Consider the following 17,701-nt stretch of genomic DNA (forward strand, 5'->3'; position numbering starts at 1 on the left):
TAGCCGTGACGAGCGGTGTAGCAGTCCGGCACATGGCTGCGGGGTCCTCCCCGACTTTATGTTTTCGGCCACCCTTCGACCGACACACCCTCCCCACCCGCAAGCGAAAGCGGTGACCCCACCCATGAACGACACCCAGACCGCCGAGACGGCCGACGGAGGCCACTCCGGCGGCATCGCCCGGATCGTCGCCGCGAGCCTGATCGGCACCACCATCGAGTGGTACGACTTCTTCCTCTACGGCACGGCGGCCGCGCTGGTGTTCAACACGCTGTTCTTCCCCCACAGCGACCCGCTCGTCGGCACGCTGATCGCCTTCATCACGTATGCGATCGGATTCGCCGCCCGGCCCCTGGGCGGCGTGGTGTTCGGACACTTCGGCGACAAGATCGGGCGCAAGAAGCTCCTGGTGGTCAGCCTGCTCATGATGGGCGGCGCCACCTTCGCGATGGGCCTGCTGCCCACCTACGACTCCATAGGCGTCGGCGCCCCGGTCCTGCTCACCGTGCTGCGTCTGGTCCAGGGCTTCGCCCTGGGCGGTGAATGGGGCGGTGCGGTGCTGCTCGTCTCCGAGCACGGCGGCGACAAGCACCGCGGCTTCTGGGCGGCCTGGCCGCAGTCCGGTGCCCCCGGCGGCAACCTGCTGGCCACCGGCGTCCTGGCGCTGCTGGCCGCGGTCCAGTCGGACGAGACGTTCGAGTCCTGGGGCTGGCGCGTTCCCTTCCTGCTCTCCGGTGTGCTGGTGATGATCGGCCTGTGGATCCGGGTCTCGGTCAGTGAATCCCCGGTCTTCCTGGAGGCGCAGGCGAAGGCCGAGGCCGCCGCCGCCCAGGGCGTTGCTCAGAAGCCGCCGGTGGTGGAGGTGTTCCGCAAGAACTGGCGCGGTGTCCTGGGGGCCATCGGCACCCGCTTCGGTGAGAACATCTCGTACTACGTCATCACCTCCTTCGTGCTGGTCTACGTCACCACGCACCTGGAGCTGTCCAAGAGCGTCGCGCTGAACGCCGTGCTGATCGGCTCGGCCGTCCACTTCGTCACCATCCCGCTGTGGGGAGCCCTGTCGGACCGGATCGGCCGCAGGCCGGTGACCCTGATCGGCTCCGCGGGCATGGCACTCTGGGCGTTCGCGTTCTTCGGCCTGGTCGACACGGAGTCGTTCGGGATGATCACGCTGGCGGTCACCGTCGGCCTGGTGCTGCACGGCGCGATGTACGGGCCGCAGGCCGCGTTCATCTCGGAGATGTTCGACACCAAGATCCGCTACTCCGGGGCCTCGATGGGCTCCCAGCTCGCCTCGATCATCGCCGGGGCACTCGCCCCGATCATCGCCGTCGAACTCCTGAAGGACTTCGGCTCGGCGACACCGGTCGCGCTCTATGTGTCCGCCGCGGCGGTGGTCACCACCATCACGGTGGCCATGCTGAAGGAGACCCGCGGCCGCGACCTGCGCGACATCACGTCAGAGCGGCCGACGCCGGAGGGCAACCCTGCGGCGTCGGACAAGGCGGTCCAGGAGGTCTGACGGCCACGGTTCCTCGTAAGAGGGATTGGAGCGACCGAGGGCGACGGCCGATCGCCGCCGCCCCTCGGACCCGAACTCACCTGGTGTGCCGCTCAGTCGCCGCTCAGTCGGCGAGGGCCCCGGTGTGCAGGGCGAGCGTGCCGCGCGCGGGCAGGGTGGCGGCGACCTTTCCGTCGGCGCCGACGGTGACCGTGTCGCCCGCGCAGTCGCCCGGCGCGGCCTTGGCGACGTTGCAGTACGTACCGGCCGGCAGGGACGTGGTGAAGGTCTGGGTCAGCTCGCCGTCGCCGTTGTTGAGGGCGACGAATCCCTTGCTGCCGCGGCCGAAGGCGATCGCGCTGCCGCCGTTGTCCCACCAGTCGGTGAGCTCGGCGGAGCCCACCTCGTTGCGGAACCCGACGAGTCCCGTGATCGCCTTCTGCGTGTGGACGTCGGTCCAGCCGTCGGTGCCGGACGGCGGGCCCGCGTCCTTGTCGGTCCACTCGTAGCCGGAGTAGACGTTGGGGGAGCCGTAGGGCGAGGCCAGCATGAAGACGTTGGCGAGGGTGTAGCGCTCGCCGTCCTTGTACGTCAGCGTGGAGCCGTTGCGCTCGGTGTCCCAGTCGTCGACGAACGTACGGGCCGAGCCGCTGCTCAGCTTGCCGTCCGCGACCGACTTCAACTGGGCGATGTTCCCGCCCTGGACGGCGCTCTTGAGGTGCCCGCCGTAACGGAACTCGTCCACGTCCCCGACACCCGTGTACTCGTCGGGCTGGACGGCCTCCCCGGCCCCGTGGATGACCTCGGAGACCCAGAACCCGGGGTCGCCCATCTTGCCCTTGATGGCGGCGACGTCGGCGGCCGCCATGTGCTTGGCCGCGTCGATGCGGAATCCGTCCACGCCCAGCGAGCGCAGGTCGCCGAGGTACTTCGCGATGGTGGTGCGGACGGCGTCGCTGCCGGTGTCCAGGTCGGCGAGGCCCACGAGTTCGCAGTTCTGGACGTTGTCGCGGTCGGTGTAGTCGTTGATGTCCTTGCGGCAGGTGTGGAAGTCCTTGTCCTGGAAGGTGCCGGGGTAGTCGTACTTGGAGTACGCGGTCCCTCCTGTACCCGTCCCGGAGCCGGAGCTCATGTGGTTGATGACGGCGTCCGCGATGACCTTGACGCCCGCCTTGTGGCAGGCGTCGACCATGCCCTTGAAGGCTTCCCGGTCACCGAGGCGCCCCGCGATCCTGTGGCTGACGGGTTGGTACGAGGTCCACCACTGGTCGCCCTGGATGTGCTCCGAGGCGGGGGACACCTGGACGTAGCCGTAACCGGCGGGGCCCAACTGGTCGGTGCAGGCCGCGGCGACGTCCTTGAACGGCCGCTCGAAGAGGGTGGCGGTGACGGTCTTCTCGCCGGGGGGTGTCGCCTGCGACTGCCAGGGCGCGAGGGCGGCGAGTCCCGCCGCCGTCAGTGTTCCGGCCAGCGCTCCGCCCAACAGGCGGGATCGATGGTGCATTCTGCGGCTCCTTCGGTGAAGTGGGCATGGCTGTGCCCACGAAGACAGCCCTGCGCCAGGCTGCCGTGGGGGGAGGTCCGCGGCTGAGATTGCCGTCCGTGCATGAGCGCGTCAAGATTTGCTGCAAGATTCATCAATGGATTGCATCTTTGGACGGGACCGACGGGTGCAAAGGGCCATCAACTTGCAGTAATGGTGTGGAAGTTCATGGTCGGGGCAAGGGGTTGTCCCTTCCGTTGGTGCCCCTCGGGTTCCATTCGCAAGAACTTGCTGAAACACGGCGTCCGCGCTCGGCGCACGCCGTCCCGACGCCGGCGGCGCCATACGCATCGGCGAGGTCATAGGGCCGGAACACATACCCGTAGGGCCGTACCGCGGTGAAGGGTGAAGGCACCAGACCCCAGGGCGGGTTCGCGGGCCATCGGCCGGGACGAGCCGGTGCACCCTGGGCCGAGGAATGTGGGAGAGACGAGCATGGACAAGGTGGTGGATCCGGCCGCGGACGTCGTGGCCGACATCCCGGACGGGGCGACCCTCGCCGTCGGCGGTTTCGGACTGTGCGGGATCCCGTCGACGCTGATCGCCGCGCTGGCCCGTACGGAGACGACGGGCCTGCGGGTCGTGTCCAACAACTGCGGCGTGGACGACTGGGGGCTCGGCCTGCTGCTGCGGGCCGGACGGATCGCCCGGATGACGTCGTCGTACGTGGGCGAGAACAAGGAGTTCGCGCGGCAGTACCTCTCCGGTGAGCTGGAGCTCGAACTCACCCCGCAGGGCACGCTCGCCGAGCGGCTGCGGGCCGGCGGGAGCGGGATCCCCGCGTTCTTCACCCCGGCCGGCGCGGGAACCCAGGTCGAGGAGGGCGGGCTGCCGTGGCGGTACGCCGCCGACGGGAGCGTGGCCGTGGCCTCCCCGCCCAAGGAGGTCCGGGAGTTCCGCGGCCGCCGCCATCTGCTGGAGGAGTCCATCACCGCGGACTTCGCGCTCGTCCGCGCGGAGGTCGCGGACCGGCACGGCAACTGCGTCTTCCACCGCGCCGCCCGCAATTTCAACCCGCTGGCGGCGATGGCCGGGCGGACCACCCTGGTGGAGGCCGAACGCCTGGTGGAGCCGGGCGAGTTGGACCCCGATGCCGTCCATCTGCCGGGCGTGTACGTCGACCGGATCGTCGCCGCCGATCCCGCCGACAAGCGCATCGAGCGCCGCACCGTACGCCCCGCAGCCCAGGAGGCCTGACCCATGGCACTCGACCGCGACCAGCTCGCCGCCCGCGCCGCCCGGGAACTGGCGGACGGGCAGTACGTCAACCTGGGCATCGGTCTGCCCACGCTGATCCCCAACCACCTCCCCGACGGCATCCACGTCGTCCTCCACGCCGAGAACGGCATCCTGGGCGTCGGCCCGTACCCGGTGGACGGGGCGGAGGACCCGGACCTCATCAACGCGGGCAAGGAGACGGTCACCCTCCAGCCGGGCGCCGCCTCCTTCGACTCCGCCTTCTCCTTCGGCATGATCCGCGCCGGGCGCATCGACGTGTCCGTCCTTGGCGCCATGCAGGTCTCGGCCACCGGCGATCTGGCGAACTGGATGATCCCCGGGAAGATGGTCAAGGGCATGGGCGGCGCCATGGACCTGGTCCACGGCGCCCGCCGCCTCATCGTCGTCATGGAGCACACCGCGAAGGACGGCTCACCGAAGATCGTCGACGAGCTGACCCTGCCCGCCACCGGGCGCGGCGTGGTCGACCGCATCATCACCGACCTCGCCGTCATCGACGTGACGGACGAAGGGCTCGTCCTGGCCGAGCTCGCGCCGGGCGTCGGCATCGACGACGTGCGGGCGGCCACCGTGCCGGAACTGCGCGTCCCGGCCGGTACCGCGGCCCGCCGTCCTACCGGTCCGTCCGGGTGCGGCCCAGCTGGGAGATGAGGTGGATCCGCAGCGCGAGCTGGATCTCCAACGCCCGCTCGGGGGTCTCCCAGTCCCGCCCGAGCAGCGCGCCGATCCGCTCGATGCGCTGCACCACGGTGTTGACGTGGACGTGGAGGAGGCCCTTGGCGCGGATGTGGCTTCCGTTGACGGCGAAGTACGCCTGGAGCGTCCGGACGAGTTCCGTTCCCCTGCGCTCGTCCCAGTCGAGGACGGGGCCCAGGATCCTCTCCACGAAGCCGCTGGTGTCCTGTTCCTTGCCCAGCAGCACGCCGAGGAATCCGAGGTCCGCGGCGCAGGCTCCGTCGCCGGTCAGGCCGAGTACCCGCATGGCGCTCAGACAGCGGCGGGCCTCCAGGTGGAAATCGGGCAGCGCGGCCGGCCCCTGGCAGGGTCCGGCCGCGACCACGCTCACGGGTTCGCCGAGTCCTTGGGAGAGGTGTTCGGCGGCGGCGCGTGCGGCCTGGCCGGGCTCGGTGCCGTCGTCCGGGACGAGCATGACGACGTGCTGCTCGTACTCGCAGCACAGACCCTCGCGGCCGAAGAGGTACTGCTGGGCCCCGGCCGTGAGCCTGCCGTCCGCATCCGCGTCGGACTCGGCGACGAGCATCAGGTGCGGCCGGGTCAGATCCACGCCGAGGCGGCGGCCGCGCTCGGCGAACAGCGCGGGGTCGCGGCCCGCACCGTCGAGGAGGTCCGTGAGCAGTTCGCCGCGCACGCGGTTCTCGGTCTCGGCGACGGTGCGGCGCAGCAGCAGGAGCAGCGCGGTGATGGTGCCCGTGCGCTCGAACAGGCGGCGGTCGGGGCCTTCCAGGTCCGGGCGTCCGTGGAAGGCGAGACTGCCGAGGAGTTCCTGTCCGGCCAGGACGGCGCAGTGCCAATGGTCGCCGTGGCGCACGGAACGGCCCTCGGCGCGGGCCCGGGCGACGGCCTGGGACAGGGCGTCGGAGTCGGGTGCGGGGGAGTTTTCCCGACCGCCCGCCCGGGCGAGGACGTCACCCCTCGGGTCGAAGATGGTCAGTCGGCCGCCGAGGAACTCGGCCACCGCCGCGGCCACTTCGGACACCTCCGAGCCGTGCAGCACCAGGTCGGTCAGCCGGTCGTGGGCTTCGGCGGCGCGCTGCATCGCGGCCGCGTGGTCCTGGATGACGGTGTTGGCCTCGGTGAGCTCCGCCGCCGCGGTCCGGGCGTCGTCGAGCGTGCGGGCGGTGTCGATGGCGATGGCGGCGTGCGCGGCGAGCGAACCGAGCAGGGCCACCTCGTCGGGCGAGAAGCTGCGCGGGCCGCGGTCGGCCGCGAAGAGCACGCCGATGACGTTGCGGTTGCCCGCCGGGCCCGAGCCGAGCAGCAGCGGTACGCCGAGGATGGCGACAAGGCCTTCGTCCAGGACCCCGTGGTCGATGGTCTCGGTGTGCTGGAACCGTTCGTCCGTGCGGTAGTCCGGGGACGCGTAAGGGCGCATGGACTGGGCCACGAGGCCGCCGAGGCCCTCACCGAGGTTGAGCCTGAGCTCCTGGAAGGCGACCGAGACCGAGCCGTCGGTGACCCGCATGTAGGTGTCCTGGGCGGCCTCGTCCACCAGGGTCAGGTAGGCGGTGTCCGTGCCGAGGAGTGTTCTGGCCCGGCGGACGATCGAGTGCAGGACGGCGTCGAGATCGCGCAGCGCGGCCAGATCGCTCGCGGTGTCGAACAGCGCGGTCAGTTCGGCCTCGCGACGGCGCTGGCGGCGGAGCACCTTGCGGACCCCGAGAGCGGTCGACACCGCCCTGTCGATCTCCTTGACGTCGCGGTCGTCGATTCCGTCGGCGCGGGCCCGCGCGGCCACCGCCGTGTACTCCTCGGCGGAGGCATCCGTGGCAAGCAGCTCCATCAGGTGACGGAGTGCGGTGGTGGCGGCAGCGGTGGTCTGGGACATGGAGCGAACCTCGGGCAGGGCGGGTGCGCGCGTCGTCGCGCGCACCCGCGGATACGGGGGACACGGGGCACGGTCAGTGGGCGGTCCAGCCCCCGTCCAGCGGCAGCGAGGCGCCGGTGACGAACCCGGCGTTCTCGGAGCAGAGCCACAGCACCGCCGAGCCGACCTCCTCCGGTTCGATGAGGCGCTTGACGGCGCTGCGCTCCAGCATGATCTTCTCCAGTACGTCCGACTCGGCGATGCCGTGCGAGCGGGCCTGGTCGGCGACTTGGGCCTCGACCAAGGGGGTGCGGACGTAGGCGGGACTCACGCAGTTCGACGTGACGCCGTGGGCGGCCCCCTCCAAGGCTGCGACCTTGCTCAGCCCCTCCAGCGCGTGCTTGGCGGCGACGTACGCGCCCTTGAAGGCGGAGGCCCGCAGCCCGTGCACGGAGGAGATGTTCACGACGCGGCCCCACCCTTGCGCGTACATGTGGGGGAGGGTGCGCCGGATGATGCGGAACGGGGCCTCGACCATGATCTTCTGGATGAGGGCGAAGCGGTCGGGCGGGAATGCGTGCAGCGGCGCGACATGCTGGAGCCCGGCGTTGTTGACGACGATGTCCACGTCGGCGGGGAGACCGTCGACGGCCGCCATGTCGGAGAGGTCGGCCACGCGGGCGACGCCGCCGATCTCCTCGGCCACCCGCTCGGCGGCCTCCGCGGCCAGGTCGACGACGTGCACATGGGCCCCGGCGTCGGCGAGGGCGACGGCGCAGGCCCGCCCGATGCCGCTCGCGGCGCCTGTCACCAGGGCGGTTCGCCCCTTGAGGAAGCGGTCTGCGGGAGCGAAGGACGCATCGGGGCCGACGGCGCGGACGGCGTCGCCCTCAGTGGTGCGGGTGCTGTTCATGGCCTTCACGGTAGGCAGCGGGCCCGGGTCCGGACATGGCGTGAGGCGCCATGCCCGACGGCGAACGGGTGGGTGGGGAACACATGGTGAGCGTACGCGGCACGAGGTCACCGCCCGGTGCGGTCCCTCGTCGTGCTCGTGCCCGTGCTCGTGCCCGTGGGGCGACATCCCTGAACTCGCCCGCGTGACGGCCGAGTCGGATAGCAGGGCGGCCGGGGCCGCGCAATCCGTGTGCCGGCGCGGGCCGTACCCGCGCATGTGGTGCCCGCGACCATGGTGGCGGGACGGGGCGGACCTTACGGTTCCGAACCACGCCCGGTGCTTCCGGCGCGGCATCGCACATCACACCGCCGCGTCGGCGACCCCGAGACGCCGGGCGTGCATCGACATCAAGGAGTGTTCCGCATGTCTGTCCCCCCACATCACGCGCGGCCACGAGGACGGTGGGGCCGTCTCACGGCAGGTCTCGTCGCCGTCGCCGCCCTCGCCCTCCCGCTCGTCCTCACCGGTCCCGCGCAGTCCGCGAGCGCCGCGGTCGGCCTCACGCCGGTGTCCGGCTTCGGCTCCAATCCCGGTGCTTTGAAGATGTACGTGTACAAGCCCGCGTCGCTGCCCGCGCACGCGCCCGTGGTCGTCGCGCTGCACGGGTGCACACAGAACGCCCAGACGTACGCCGACCACTCGGGCCTGCCGGACATGGCCGACCGTGACAAGTTCATCCTGGTCCTCGCCGAGACCACCCTGTCGAACAACCTCAACAAGTGCTTCAACTGGTTCCAGTCGACCGACAACCGGCGCGACCAGGGTGAGGCCCTCTCGATCCGGCAGATGGCCGACCACGCCGTCTCGTCCTACGGCGGCGACGCCGAGCGGGTCTTCGTCACCGGCCTGTCCGCGGGCGGTGCCATGACCTCGGTCATGCTGGCCGCCTACCCCGACGTCTTCTCCGCGGGGGCGATCGTCGCGGGCCTGCCCTACAACTGCACGAAGGGCAGCACCCCCTTCCAGTGCATGAGCCCGGGAGTGGATCTGAGCCCGGGCGAGTGGGCCCAGCGGGTGCGTGACGCATACCCGTCGTACGGGGGGCCGTGGCCGCGCACCGCGATCTGGTACGGCGACAAGGACACGACGGTCGTACCGCGCAACGCGACCGAACTGCGCGATCAGTGGACGGAGTTGCACGGGCTCTCCCAGACTCCGACCCGCAGCTCCACCATCGGCCCCAACGCGACCCAGCACGACGAATACGTGGCCTCCGACGGCACGGTGGCCGTCGAGGTCAACAAGGTTCCCGGCATCAACCACGGCACTCCCGTCGACCCCGGGACCGGCCCCGAACAGTGCGGCAGCACCGGCGCCCCGTACTTCCTGGACTCGATCTGCTCCAGCCACTGGATCACGAAGTTCTTCGGACTCGGCGGCTAGCGGCACTCCTCACTCGGCGCTGACCCCGGCGAGCATCGCGACCTCTTCCCCACGGTAGTTCGCGCCGCCGCGGCGTGCCTGGCCCTGTCACCCCCAGGACCGGGGAGGTACTGGCTGGCCCGGCGCCCGGTCGGCAGCATGGCCGACGACCCCCGAGCCGACCCCCGGCACAGCAAGGAGCACCCTCATGTCGACCTATCTGCTGGTACACGGCGCCTGGCACAGCGGACAGTGCTGGGAGCGGGTGATCCCGCTCCTGGCGTCCGCCGGACACCGGGTGTTCGCGCCGTCGCTGACCGGCCACGGCGACAAGGCCCATCTGCTCGGCCCCGATGTGGGGCTCGACACGCACGTCGACGACATCGTCGGGCTGATCGTCGAGGCAGACCTCACCGAGGTGATCCTCGTGGGACACAGCTACGCGGGACTCGTCATCTCCTCCGTCGCCAACCAAGTCCCCGCTCGCATCGGCGAGTTGGTGTACCTCGACGCCATGGTCCCCGAGCACGGCGAAAGCGCGGCCGACGTCCAGCCCGCGACCCGGGCCCTGATCGACCGCGCCGTGCGCTCCGAGAGCGGCTGGCGGGTTCCGCCGCTCCCCGAAATGCCGCCGCCCGCGGGCCTGTTCGGCGTCACCGACCCGGCGGACGTCGCCTGGCTGCGCTCGATGCTTTCCGACCAGTCGGTGCGCTGCCTGCGGCAACCGGTCCGACTGGACGCCCCGGCCGTCGACGCGATCCCGCGGACGCACATCCACTGCGTGGTCGGTGTGCCGGAAGGCATCGTCCGACGGCCGGTCCCCGCGGTGCAGCCCAACGGAACCCCGTCCCAGGTGTGGGAGCTGCGGGCCGGACACGACTGCATGATCACCGCACCGGCGGACCTCGCCGGGCTGCTGCTCAAGCTCGCCTGACAAGAGTCCGACGACGCAACCGGCGCGCATGTCAGGCGGCCGACGAGCCGGAGGGGGGGCGTGCGCGGGCGTGAACGGGAGTGAGGGATGCCATCTTGGCCATGCACGCGACAGGCGGTACGTTCAGTTGGTTATCGACGACGGTACGAAACGGAAGCCGGTGAGAGCCCGGCACGGTCGCGCCACTGTGTGCAAGCGGTCCCCGGAGCGCTTGTGAGTCAGACCCGTTGCCGTCGTCCTGTGCACCACCGAGATGGGACGCGAACTCCCGAGGAGGCCCTGCCATGGCGCAGCACGTCGCCCAGCCGACCGCCACCACCCCTGTCGTACCCGCAAAGCTGCCGTTGAAGGCGATCGCCCCCTGGGCGGTCTTCTTCGGTGTGCTGATGCTCGTCCTGCTGTACTTCGTCGGCGCCGAACAGGGCGCCACCTCCGTGTTCAGCGGCGCGGAGGTCCATGAGTGGGTGCACGACGCCCGCCACCTGCTCGGCTTCCCCTGCCACTGACCAGAGGAACGCCGCGCGCACATGAACTCGACAACCGTAAGAAATCTGCTCGTTCGGGGCATGCTCGCCGGCCTGGCCGCCGGCGTGCTCGCCCTGGTCGTCGCCTACTTCCTCGGCGAGCCGAACGTCGACAGCGCCATCGGCTTCGAGGAGGCCCACGCGGGTCACTCCCACGAGGGCGAGGCCGAACTCGTCTCCCGGAGCCTGCAGTCCACGGCCGGTCTCGCCACCGGCGTCCTCGTCTACGGGGTCGCCTTCGGCGGCATCGCCGCACTCGCCTACTGCTACGCCCTGGGCCGCGTCGGGAACTTCGGCCCGCGCGCCACCGCGCTGCTGCTCTCCGGCTGCGCGCTGCTCGCGGTGTACGTCGTCCCGTTCCTCAAGTACCCGGCCAATCCGCCCGCCGTCGGCAACCCCGACACCATCGGCAAGCGGACCACCCTGTATGTGCTGATGATGGTGCTGAGCGTGCTCCTCGCGGTCGGCGCCACCATCCTGGGCAAGCGGCTCGCCCCCAGGATCGGCACCTGGTACGCCACGGTCGTCTCCCTCGCCGGATTCGCCGTGGTCATCGGGATCGCGTTCGCCATCCTGCCCGTGGTCAACGAGGTGCCGGAGCACTTCCCCGCGGCGCTGCTGTGGCGCTTCAGGCTCTCCGCGCTCGCCACGCAGATCACGCTGTGGGCCGGATTCGGCCTGCTCTTCGGCGAGTTGGCGGAACGACTGCTGCGGCCACGGCCGGTCGCGGCGCCTGGTGAGGTGGTGTCGGCCGGGCGCTGACCCGGTCCGTCGCACCTGGCTCGATCCGTCGTACGCGAGGGTCCCCGGAACCATCCGGGGGCCCTCTCGCGTTGCACAGGAACCACCACGATCAGGCGACGAATCGAGGAGCCGAGTGGCCAGACAACTGCAGCCGCGACACATCACTCTCGGCGGCCGCGACGCGGTGGCCCTGACCCCCGGTGAGTACGAGCAACTGGTCGCGAGCCGACGGCAGATAGGCGGCCAGAGCGCCCGCGTCCGCGTCCTCGCCCAGCAGGCGAAGCGGACCGAACGCCTGGTGCGGGAGCTGGAGTTGCTCATCGGCGACTGCGCGGGGGACACCTGCGGCGCCGAGCCGTCGGCGGACGCCACGTGTGTGCGCTGCGCCGTCGCCGCGGCACTGAGCCGCTACCGGGACGCTCCGGCCCACTGAGTCAACTCCCGTGGGTTCAGGGCGTGTCCAGGGCGTGACCGAGCCGCACGTTCCACCGTCCGGACCTGCCGCTGAACTCCGTGACCGTCAGCGGTGCCACATCGATCCGCCAGAGCGCGGCCGGTGGAGCGCCCGTCGCATGGACCGCCGCGGCGCGCACCACTTCCGGCTCGACGACGGCGACGATCCGTCCGTCGCCGGTCGGCGCGGTGTCGAGCCAGCGCGCGACGCGCGCGCAGAAGGCCGCCACGGACTCCCCGCCGGGCGGCGCGCAGTCCGGATCGGTCAGCCATCGGGCCACCGCCTCCGGCTCCCCGGCGCTCACCTCGTGCAGGGTCCTGCCCCGCCAGCGCCCCATGTCCATGCCGGTCAGCTCCCTGGGCGCGGTCACCGGGCCGAGCCCGAGCGCCTCCGCTGTTCCCCGGCACCGAGGGCTGTCCGAGACGACGATGGCGGAGGCGGCGGGCGCGGACAGGGATCCGGCCGCGGCGCGCGCCGCGGTCAGGCCCCGGTCGTCGAGCGGGGCGCCGTCGTCGAAACGGGCCTCGCGCAGCGACGCGTTCATGGCGGGCGAGACGAACAGGACGCGGCTGGTCACCAGGGGAATCCTTCGGGTACGTGGGGGCGGGCGCGGTCATGCGGGCGGCGGGTTCAGCGGGTGCGGGCATCGACGGGATAGGGGACGTAGGTCCGCCGGTCGGGATCGATGGCGAGCCGCCCACCGGCCGGTGGCCTGGCCCGCTGGGCGCAGTCCCGCCGCTCGCAGATGCGGCAGCCCAGGCCGATGGGGGTCGCCGCCCGTGGCTCGTCGAGGGCGACGCCCTCCGCGTAGACCAGACGGTGCGCATGACGCAGCTCGCAGCCGAGCGCCACGGCGAACTCCGCGCGCGGGGCGTGGTGACCGAAGCCGCCGCGGGTGATGGTCCGCGCCACCCAGAACGAGCGTTTCCCGTCCGGCATTTCGGCGACCTGGGTCAGGATCCGGCCCGGCGCGGAGAACGCCTCGTAGACCGTCCACAGGGGACAGGTGCCGCCGAGCCGGGAGAAGTGGAAGTCGGTCGCCGACTGCCGTTTGGAGATGTTGCCCGCACGGTCCACACGCAGGAACGAGAACGGCACGCCCCGCTGCCCGGTGCGCTGCAGGGTGCTCAGGCGGTGGCAGACGGTCTCGAAGCCGACGCCGAAGCGCGCGGACAGCAACTCGATGTCGTAGCCGACCTGTTCGGCCGTCGAGTGGAAGGACGTGTACGGCATGAGGAGGGCACCGGCGAAGTAGTTCGCGAGCCCGATGCGGGCCAGCGCCGCCGATGCCGGTGACGTCAACTCGGGCGCTGCGGTGGCGAGTCGGTCGAGCAGCGTGCCGTGTTCGAGCAGGCAGAGCTGGGTGGCGAGCTGGAAGGCGCGCTGTCCTTCGCTGAGCCAGGGGGAGAGGAACAGCAGTCCCGCGTCGGGGTCGAAGCGCCGGGCGTCGCCGGAGCCGCCGGGCGCGGCCTGCACGACGCGGATGCCGTGCCGGTCGGTGAGCCGCGCGCCCAACGGCCCGGAGGCACGGCCTGGTTGGAGCTCCAGCGCCTCGGCGAGCCGCTCGGCCTCGGTGTCCAGCGGCTCGAAGTGGTTGTGATGGGCGTAGAAGAAGTCCCGTACCTCGTCGTGCGGTTCACCCGGCGGCAGCAGGGCGGTGCCGCCCGGGTGCGGGGCGGCGAGCGCGGCCGCCTGCTCGGCGGCGTCGCGGTAGCGGCGGTGCAGGGCCACCAGCGCGCGGGCGACCCCGGGGTGATCCCGTGCGGCCTCGCCGATCTCCGTGGCGTCGGGCAGCGGCACGCCGCACGCCTCGTCGGCGAGCGCGGCCCGCAGATCGGTGGCGAGCCGGTCCTCGTCCGCGTCGGAGAAGTACTCCGTGTCCACGCCGAAGACCTCGGCGATCCGGCGCAGCACCGGGCCGGTGAGCGGGCGTTGACCCTGTTCGATCTGGTTGGCGTAGCTGGAGGAGATGTTCAGGGCGCGGGCCATGTCGATCTGGTTCATGCCGTGTTCGCGGCGCAGCCGACGCAGCCGGGCGGGCGCGTAGACCTTCCGTACGGTCTTTCGCTGGGCCATGGCACACCTCGCTCCGCGGGCCGCCCGGTCGGCACGGCGGGGCGGCGGTCCTTGCGAACATAGCATCCGCAGAGTTCGCACATTTCGCAGATTCCCAGCTCAGAGCTGTACGAATTCCACAGCCGCGGACGCTGGCCCGCCCGGCGCCGACGGGGCAGTCTCGCTCTCGTAAGGACCTTCGGGAACCCCCACGAGGAGCGTCGTGATCGAGCACCACGTCCGTGTACACCCCAGCACCGACCGACTGCCGCGCGAGGACCAACTCGCCTGGAAACTCGCCGCCATGGCCACCGCCACCGAAGAACTCGACGCGGACAGCGTCTCCATGGCCGTCAACCGGGTGATCGACAACGCGGCGGTCGCCGTCGCGTCGCTGACCAGGCGCCCGGTCGCGGTCGCCCGCGCCCAGGCCACCGCGCACCGTGCGAGCACGCCCGGCGCCTCGGTCCTCGGATCCCGCACCCGGGTCCCGCCCCAATGGGCCGCCTGGGCCAACGGCACCGCCGTGCGCGAACTCGACTTCCACGACACGTACTTGGCGGCCGACTACTCCCACCCCGGCGACAACATCCCGCCGCTGCTCGCCGTCGCCCAGCACACCGGCCGCACGGGCGGCGACCTGCTGCGCGGCGTCGTCGCCGCGTACGAGATCCAGGTGGCCCTGGTCAAGGGCATCTGCCTGCACGAGCACCGCATCGACCACGTCGCCCACCTCGGCGCGGCCACCGCGGGCGGCCTGGGCGCCCTGCTGCGGCTGCCCGTCGAGACCGTGTACCAGGCCGTCCAGCAGGCCGTGCACACCACGACCGCGACCCGGCAGTCCCGCAAGGGCGAGATCTCCAGCTGGAAGGCGTACGCCCCCGCGTTCGCCACGAAGGCCGCCGTCGAGGCCGTCGACCGGGCCATGCGCGGCGAGACGTCCCCGTCCCCGATCTACGAGGGCGAGGACGGCTTCCTCGCCCGGCTGCTCGACGGACCGGAGTCCGACTACACCGTCCCGCTCCCCGGGCCCGGGGAGCCGCGCCGCGCGATCCTCGACACCTACACCAAGGAACACTCCGCCGAATACCAGGCGCAGGCCGTCATCGACCTGGCGCGGCGCCTGCGCGACAAGGCGGGACCGCTGGACCGGGTGCGGTCGATCGTGCTGCACACCAGCCACCACACGCACCACGTGATCGGCTCGGGCGCCAACGACCCGCAGAAGTACGACCCCACGGCCAGCCGCGAGACCCTCGACCACTCGGTCCCGTACATCTTCGCGGTCGCCCTGGAGGACGGGACGTGGCACCACGAACGCTCCTACGCACCCGAGCGCGCCCGCCGCCCCGGGACCGTCGCACTGTGGCGGAAGATCAGCACGGTCGAGGACCCGGAGTGGACCCGCCGCTACCACGACCCGGACCCCGGCCGCCGTGCCTTCGGCGGACGGGCGGTCCTCACCCTCGACGACGGGACGGTGATCGAGGACGAACTCGCCGTCGCCGACGCCCACCCGGCCGGCGCCCGGCCCTTCGACCGCCCCGCCTATACGGCCAAGTTCCGCACCCTCGCCGAAGGGATCGTCGCCCCCGCGGCACAGGACCGCTTCCTGGCCGCCGCCGAACGCCTGGGCGAGCCGGGCGCCGAAGACCTGGACGGACTGTTCCCCGCCGTGGACACCGACGCGATCGCCGCATACGACGCGCGGCTCCCGAAAGGTCTCTTCTGATGCTGCTCCACACCCGCACGACACCCGCGGAGCGCCGCAGGGCCTTCCGCGAACAGCTCGCCACCGGGCGCCTGTTGCGCATGCCCGGCGCGCTCAACCCGCTCTCCGCGCGCCTCATCCAGGACACCGGCTTCGACGCCGTCTACCTCTCCGGCGCGGTGCTCGCCGCCGACCTCGGCCTGCCCGACATCGGACTGACCACCGCGTCCGAGATCGCGGCCCGCGCCCAGCAGACGACACGCGTCACCGATCTGCCCGTGCTCATCGACGCCGACACCGGCTTCGGCGAGCCCATGAACGCGGCCCGCACCGTCCAGCTCCTGGAGGACGCGGGCCTGGCGGGGCTGCACCTGGAGGACCAGGTCAACCCCAAGCGCTGCGGGCACCTCGACGGCAAGACCGTCGTACCCCGCGAGGAGATGGTGCGCCGCGTCAGGGGCGCGGTCGACGCCCGGCGCGACCCGGACTTCCTGCTCATGGCCCGCACCGACGCCCGCTCCGTGGAGGGACTGCCCGCCGCGATCGAACGGGCCAAGGCCTACGTCGACGCGGGCGCCGACGCGATCTTCCCCGAGGCGCTCGCCGACGCGTCCGAGTACGCGGCGTTCCGCAAGGCCGTGGACGTGCCGCTCCTCGCGAACCTGACCGAGTTCGGCAAGACACCCCTGCTCGACACCCGGGCCCTCGCGGACCTCGGCTACAACATCGCCCTCTACCCGGTCACCCTGCTGCGCCTCGCCATGGGCGCCGTCGAGGACGGCCTGCGCACGATCGCCGCCGACGGCACCCAGGAAGCGCTGCTGCCCCGCATGCAGACGCGCTCCCGCCTGTACGAACTCCTCGGCTACGAGGAGTACGCGGCCTTCGACTCGGCCGTCTACGACTTCACGCTCCCGCCCGGCACCTGACGCACCGGAGGCATCCGCCCATGTCCACCACCGCACCCGGCATCCACCGCGGCCTCGCCGGTGTCGTCGTCGACACCACCGAGATCTCCACCGTCATCCAGGACACCAACTCCCTCACCTACCGCGGCTATCCGGTCCAGGACCTCGCCGCCCGCCGCTCCTTCGAGGAGGTCGCCCACCTCCTCTGGTACGGCGAGCTGCCCGACGCCGGACAACTGCGGGAGTTCCAGGCCCGCGAGCGCGCCCTGCGCCCCCTGGACCGCACCACCTCCGAGCTGCTCGCCCGGCTGCCCGAGACATGCCACCCCATGGACGTACTGCGCACCGCGGTGAGCTTCTTCGGCGCCGAGGACCCCACCGAGGACGACGGCAGCCTCGCCGCCCACCGGACCAAGTCCCTGACCCTGCTGGCGAGGCTGCCCACCGTGGTCGCCGCCGACCAGCGCCGCCGGCGCGGCCTCGCGCCCATCGCGCCCGACCCCGCCCTGGGGTACGCGGAGAACTTCTTCCACATGTGCTTCGGCGCCGTGCCGGACCCGGACGTCGTCCACTGCTTCGAGGTCCCCCTCGTCCTGTACGCCGAACACAGCTTCAACGCCTCCACGTTCACCGCCCGCGTGGTCACCTCCACCCTCTCCGACCTCTACAGCGCGGTCACCGCCGCGATCGGCGCCCTCAAGGGGCCGCTGCACGGCGGTGCCAACGAGGCCGTGATGCACATGCTCAACGAGATCGGCGAGCCGCGGAACGCGGAACGGTGGCTGCGGGACGCCCTCGCCGCACGGCGGAAGATCATGGGCTTCGGCCACCGCGTCTACCAGCACGGCGACTCCCGCGTCCCGATCATGCAGGAGGCCCTTGACCGGCTCGTCGCCCGCGCCGCCGACCCGGAGGCCACCCGCATGGCCACCCTGCACGCCGCACTGCGGCAGGCCATGCTCACCACGAAGGGCATCCACCCGAACCTGGACTATCCGGCGGGCCTGGCCTACCACTTGATGGGTTTCGACATCCCGGTCTTCACACCGATCTTCGTGATGAGCCGCATCACCGGCTGGACCGCGCACATCACCGAGCAGCTCGCCCACAACGCCCTGATCCGACCCCTCGCTTCGTACGACGGCCCCGGCCAACGACCGGTGCCGACGGAGCCCTAGGGGGTGTCTTTCCGATCATCGGATCGTTGGGTTCGGTGTGAGGGATGC

General features: G+C 71.5%; 15 protein-coding genes, 1 pseudogene and 1 riboswitch. Of the genes and pseudogenes, 11 read left to right on the top strand and 5 right to left on the bottom strand.

Annotation, left to right across the window (positions count from 1 at the left end; translation table 11 throughout):
* Window positions 1–124 precede the first annotated feature (124 nt).
* Window positions 125–1,522: an MFS transporter gene (locus tag ACFWZ2_RS27305; protein ID WP_384550030.1), complete on the top strand. Its 1,398-nt coding sequence runs from the start codon at window positions 125–127 to the stop codon at window positions 1,520–1,522.
* Between the two features lie 103 nt (window positions 1,523–1,625).
* Here the strand turns inward: ACFWZ2_RS27305 and ACFWZ2_RS27310 are convergent, their stop codons facing one another.
* On the bottom strand, window positions 1,626–3,005 hold the full coding sequence (locus tag ACFWZ2_RS27310) for an alpha-amylase family protein (RefSeq protein ID WP_384550032.1): 1,380 nt from the start codon (window positions 3,003–3,005) through the stop codon (window positions 1,626–1,628).
* A gap of 474 nt (window positions 3,006–3,479) precedes the next feature.
* Here ACFWZ2_RS27310 and ACFWZ2_RS27315 point away from each other — a divergent pair, with 474 nt between their 5' ends.
* On the top strand, window positions 3,480–4,241 hold the full coding sequence (locus tag ACFWZ2_RS27315; RefSeq protein ID WP_384550034.1) for a CoA transferase subunit A: 762 nt from the start codon (window positions 3,480–3,482) through the stop codon (window positions 4,239–4,241).
* A 3-nt stretch (window positions 4,242–4,244) separates the two neighbouring features.
* The gene (locus ACFWZ2_RS27320; protein WP_384550036.1) at window positions 4,245–4,934 is read left to right on the top strand and encodes a 3-oxoacid CoA-transferase subunit B; all 690 of its coding nucleotides are present in this window, start codon (window positions 4,245–4,247) and stop codon (window positions 4,932–4,934) included.
* Here ACFWZ2_RS27320 and ACFWZ2_RS27325 read toward each other — a convergent pair.
* Both ACFWZ2_RS27325 and ACFWZ2_RS27330 read right to left on the bottom strand, forming a co-directional pair.
* On the bottom strand, window positions 4,897–6,849 hold the full coding sequence (locus tag ACFWZ2_RS27325) for a helix-turn-helix domain-containing protein (RefSeq protein WP_384550038.1): 1,953 nt from the start codon (window positions 6,847–6,849) through the stop codon (window positions 4,897–4,899). The two genes, ACFWZ2_RS27320 and ACFWZ2_RS27325, sit on opposite strands and share 38 nt — an antisense overlap.
* Before the next feature lie 73 nt (window positions 6,850–6,922).
* On the bottom strand, window positions 6,923–7,741 hold the full coding sequence (locus ACFWZ2_RS27330; RefSeq protein ID WP_384550040.1) for a 3-hydroxybutyrate dehydrogenase: 819 nt from the start codon (window positions 7,739–7,741) through the stop codon (window positions 6,923–6,925).
* Between the two features lie 405 nt (window positions 7,742–8,146).
* On the opposite strand from ACFWZ2_RS27330, the pseudogene ACFWZ2_RS27335 reads away from it, so the two are divergent.
* The 5 genes and pseudogenes from ACFWZ2_RS27335 to ACFWZ2_RS27355 form a co-directional block, all read left to right on the top strand.
* Window positions 8,147–9,163: pseudogene (locus ACFWZ2_RS27335) on the top strand (alpha/beta hydrolase family esterase); the annotation flags it as partial.
* Window positions 9,164–9,353: 190 nt separating this feature from the next.
* Window positions 9,354–10,079 (top strand): alpha/beta fold hydrolase, encoded by a 726-nt coding sequence (locus tag ACFWZ2_RS27340; RefSeq protein WP_384550042.1) that lies wholly within the window; start codon window positions 9,354–9,356, stop codon window positions 10,077–10,079.
* 98 nt (window positions 10,080–10,177) lie between these two features.
* A riboswitch (cobalamin riboswitch) is annotated at window positions 10,178–10,329 on the top strand.
* A 34-nt stretch (window positions 10,330–10,363) separates the two neighbouring features.
* Window positions 10,364–10,585: a CbtB-domain containing protein gene (locus ACFWZ2_RS27345; protein WP_384550044.1), complete on the top strand. Its 222-nt coding sequence runs from the start codon at window positions 10,364–10,366 to the stop codon at window positions 10,583–10,585.
* A gap of 21 nt (window positions 10,586–10,606) precedes the next feature.
* On the top strand, window positions 10,607–11,365 hold the full coding sequence (locus tag ACFWZ2_RS27350) for a CbtA family protein (protein ID WP_384550046.1): 759 nt from the start codon (window positions 10,607–10,609) through the stop codon (window positions 11,363–11,365).
* Window positions 11,366–11,480: 115 nt separating this feature from the next.
* On the top strand, window positions 11,481–11,780 hold the full coding sequence (locus ACFWZ2_RS27355; RefSeq protein WP_384550049.1) for a hypothetical protein: 300 nt from the start codon (window positions 11,481–11,483) through the stop codon (window positions 11,778–11,780).
* A gap of 16 nt (window positions 11,781–11,796) precedes the next feature.
* On the opposite strand, the gene ACFWZ2_RS27360 is transcribed toward ACFWZ2_RS27355, so the two are convergent.
* On the bottom strand, window positions 11,797–12,378 hold the full coding sequence (locus tag ACFWZ2_RS27360; protein ID WP_384550050.1) for a histidine phosphatase family protein: 582 nt from the start codon (window positions 12,376–12,378) through the stop codon (window positions 11,797–11,799).
* Between the two features lie 53 nt (window positions 12,379–12,431).
* Window positions 12,432–13,877 carry a short-chain fatty acyl-CoA regulator family protein gene (locus ACFWZ2_RS27365; RefSeq protein WP_384550052.1) on the bottom strand — a complete coding sequence of 482 codons (1,446 nt, stop codon included), beginning with the start codon at window positions 13,875–13,877 and terminating at the stop codon, window positions 12,432–12,434.
* 202 nt (window positions 13,878–14,079) lie between these two features.
* Here ACFWZ2_RS27365 and ACFWZ2_RS27370 point away from each other — a divergent pair, with 202 nt between their 5' ends.
* Genes ACFWZ2_RS27370 through ACFWZ2_RS27380 form a run of 3 tightly spaced genes read left to right on the top strand, consistent with a single transcriptional unit; the run spans window position 14,080 to window position 17,653 of the window.
* Window positions 14,080–15,588 carry an MmgE/PrpD family protein gene (locus tag ACFWZ2_RS27370; RefSeq protein WP_384550054.1) on the top strand — a complete coding sequence of 503 codons (1,509 nt, stop codon included), beginning with the start codon at window positions 14,080–14,082 and terminating at the stop codon, window positions 15,586–15,588.
* A complete protein-coding gene (gene prpB, locus ACFWZ2_RS27375; RefSeq protein ID WP_384550056.1) occupies window positions 15,588–16,496 on the top strand; it encodes a methylisocitrate lyase in 909 nt (302 codons plus the stop codon). The genes ACFWZ2_RS27370 and prpB overlap by 1 nt, the downstream gene beginning before the upstream one ends.
* Before the next feature lie 20 nt (window positions 16,497–16,516).
* Window positions 16,517–17,653 carry a bifunctional 2-methylcitrate synthase/citrate synthase gene (locus ACFWZ2_RS27380; protein WP_384550058.1) on the top strand — a complete coding sequence of 379 codons (1,137 nt, stop codon included), beginning with the start codon at window positions 16,517–16,519 and terminating at the stop codon, window positions 17,651–17,653.
* Window positions 17,654–17,701: the final 48 nt, after the last annotated feature.

The sequence above is a fragment of the Streptomyces sp. NPDC059002 genome, assembly GCF_042740435.1.
Classification (GTDB): Bacteria; Actinomycetota; Actinomycetes; order Streptomycetales; family Streptomycetaceae; genus Streptomyces.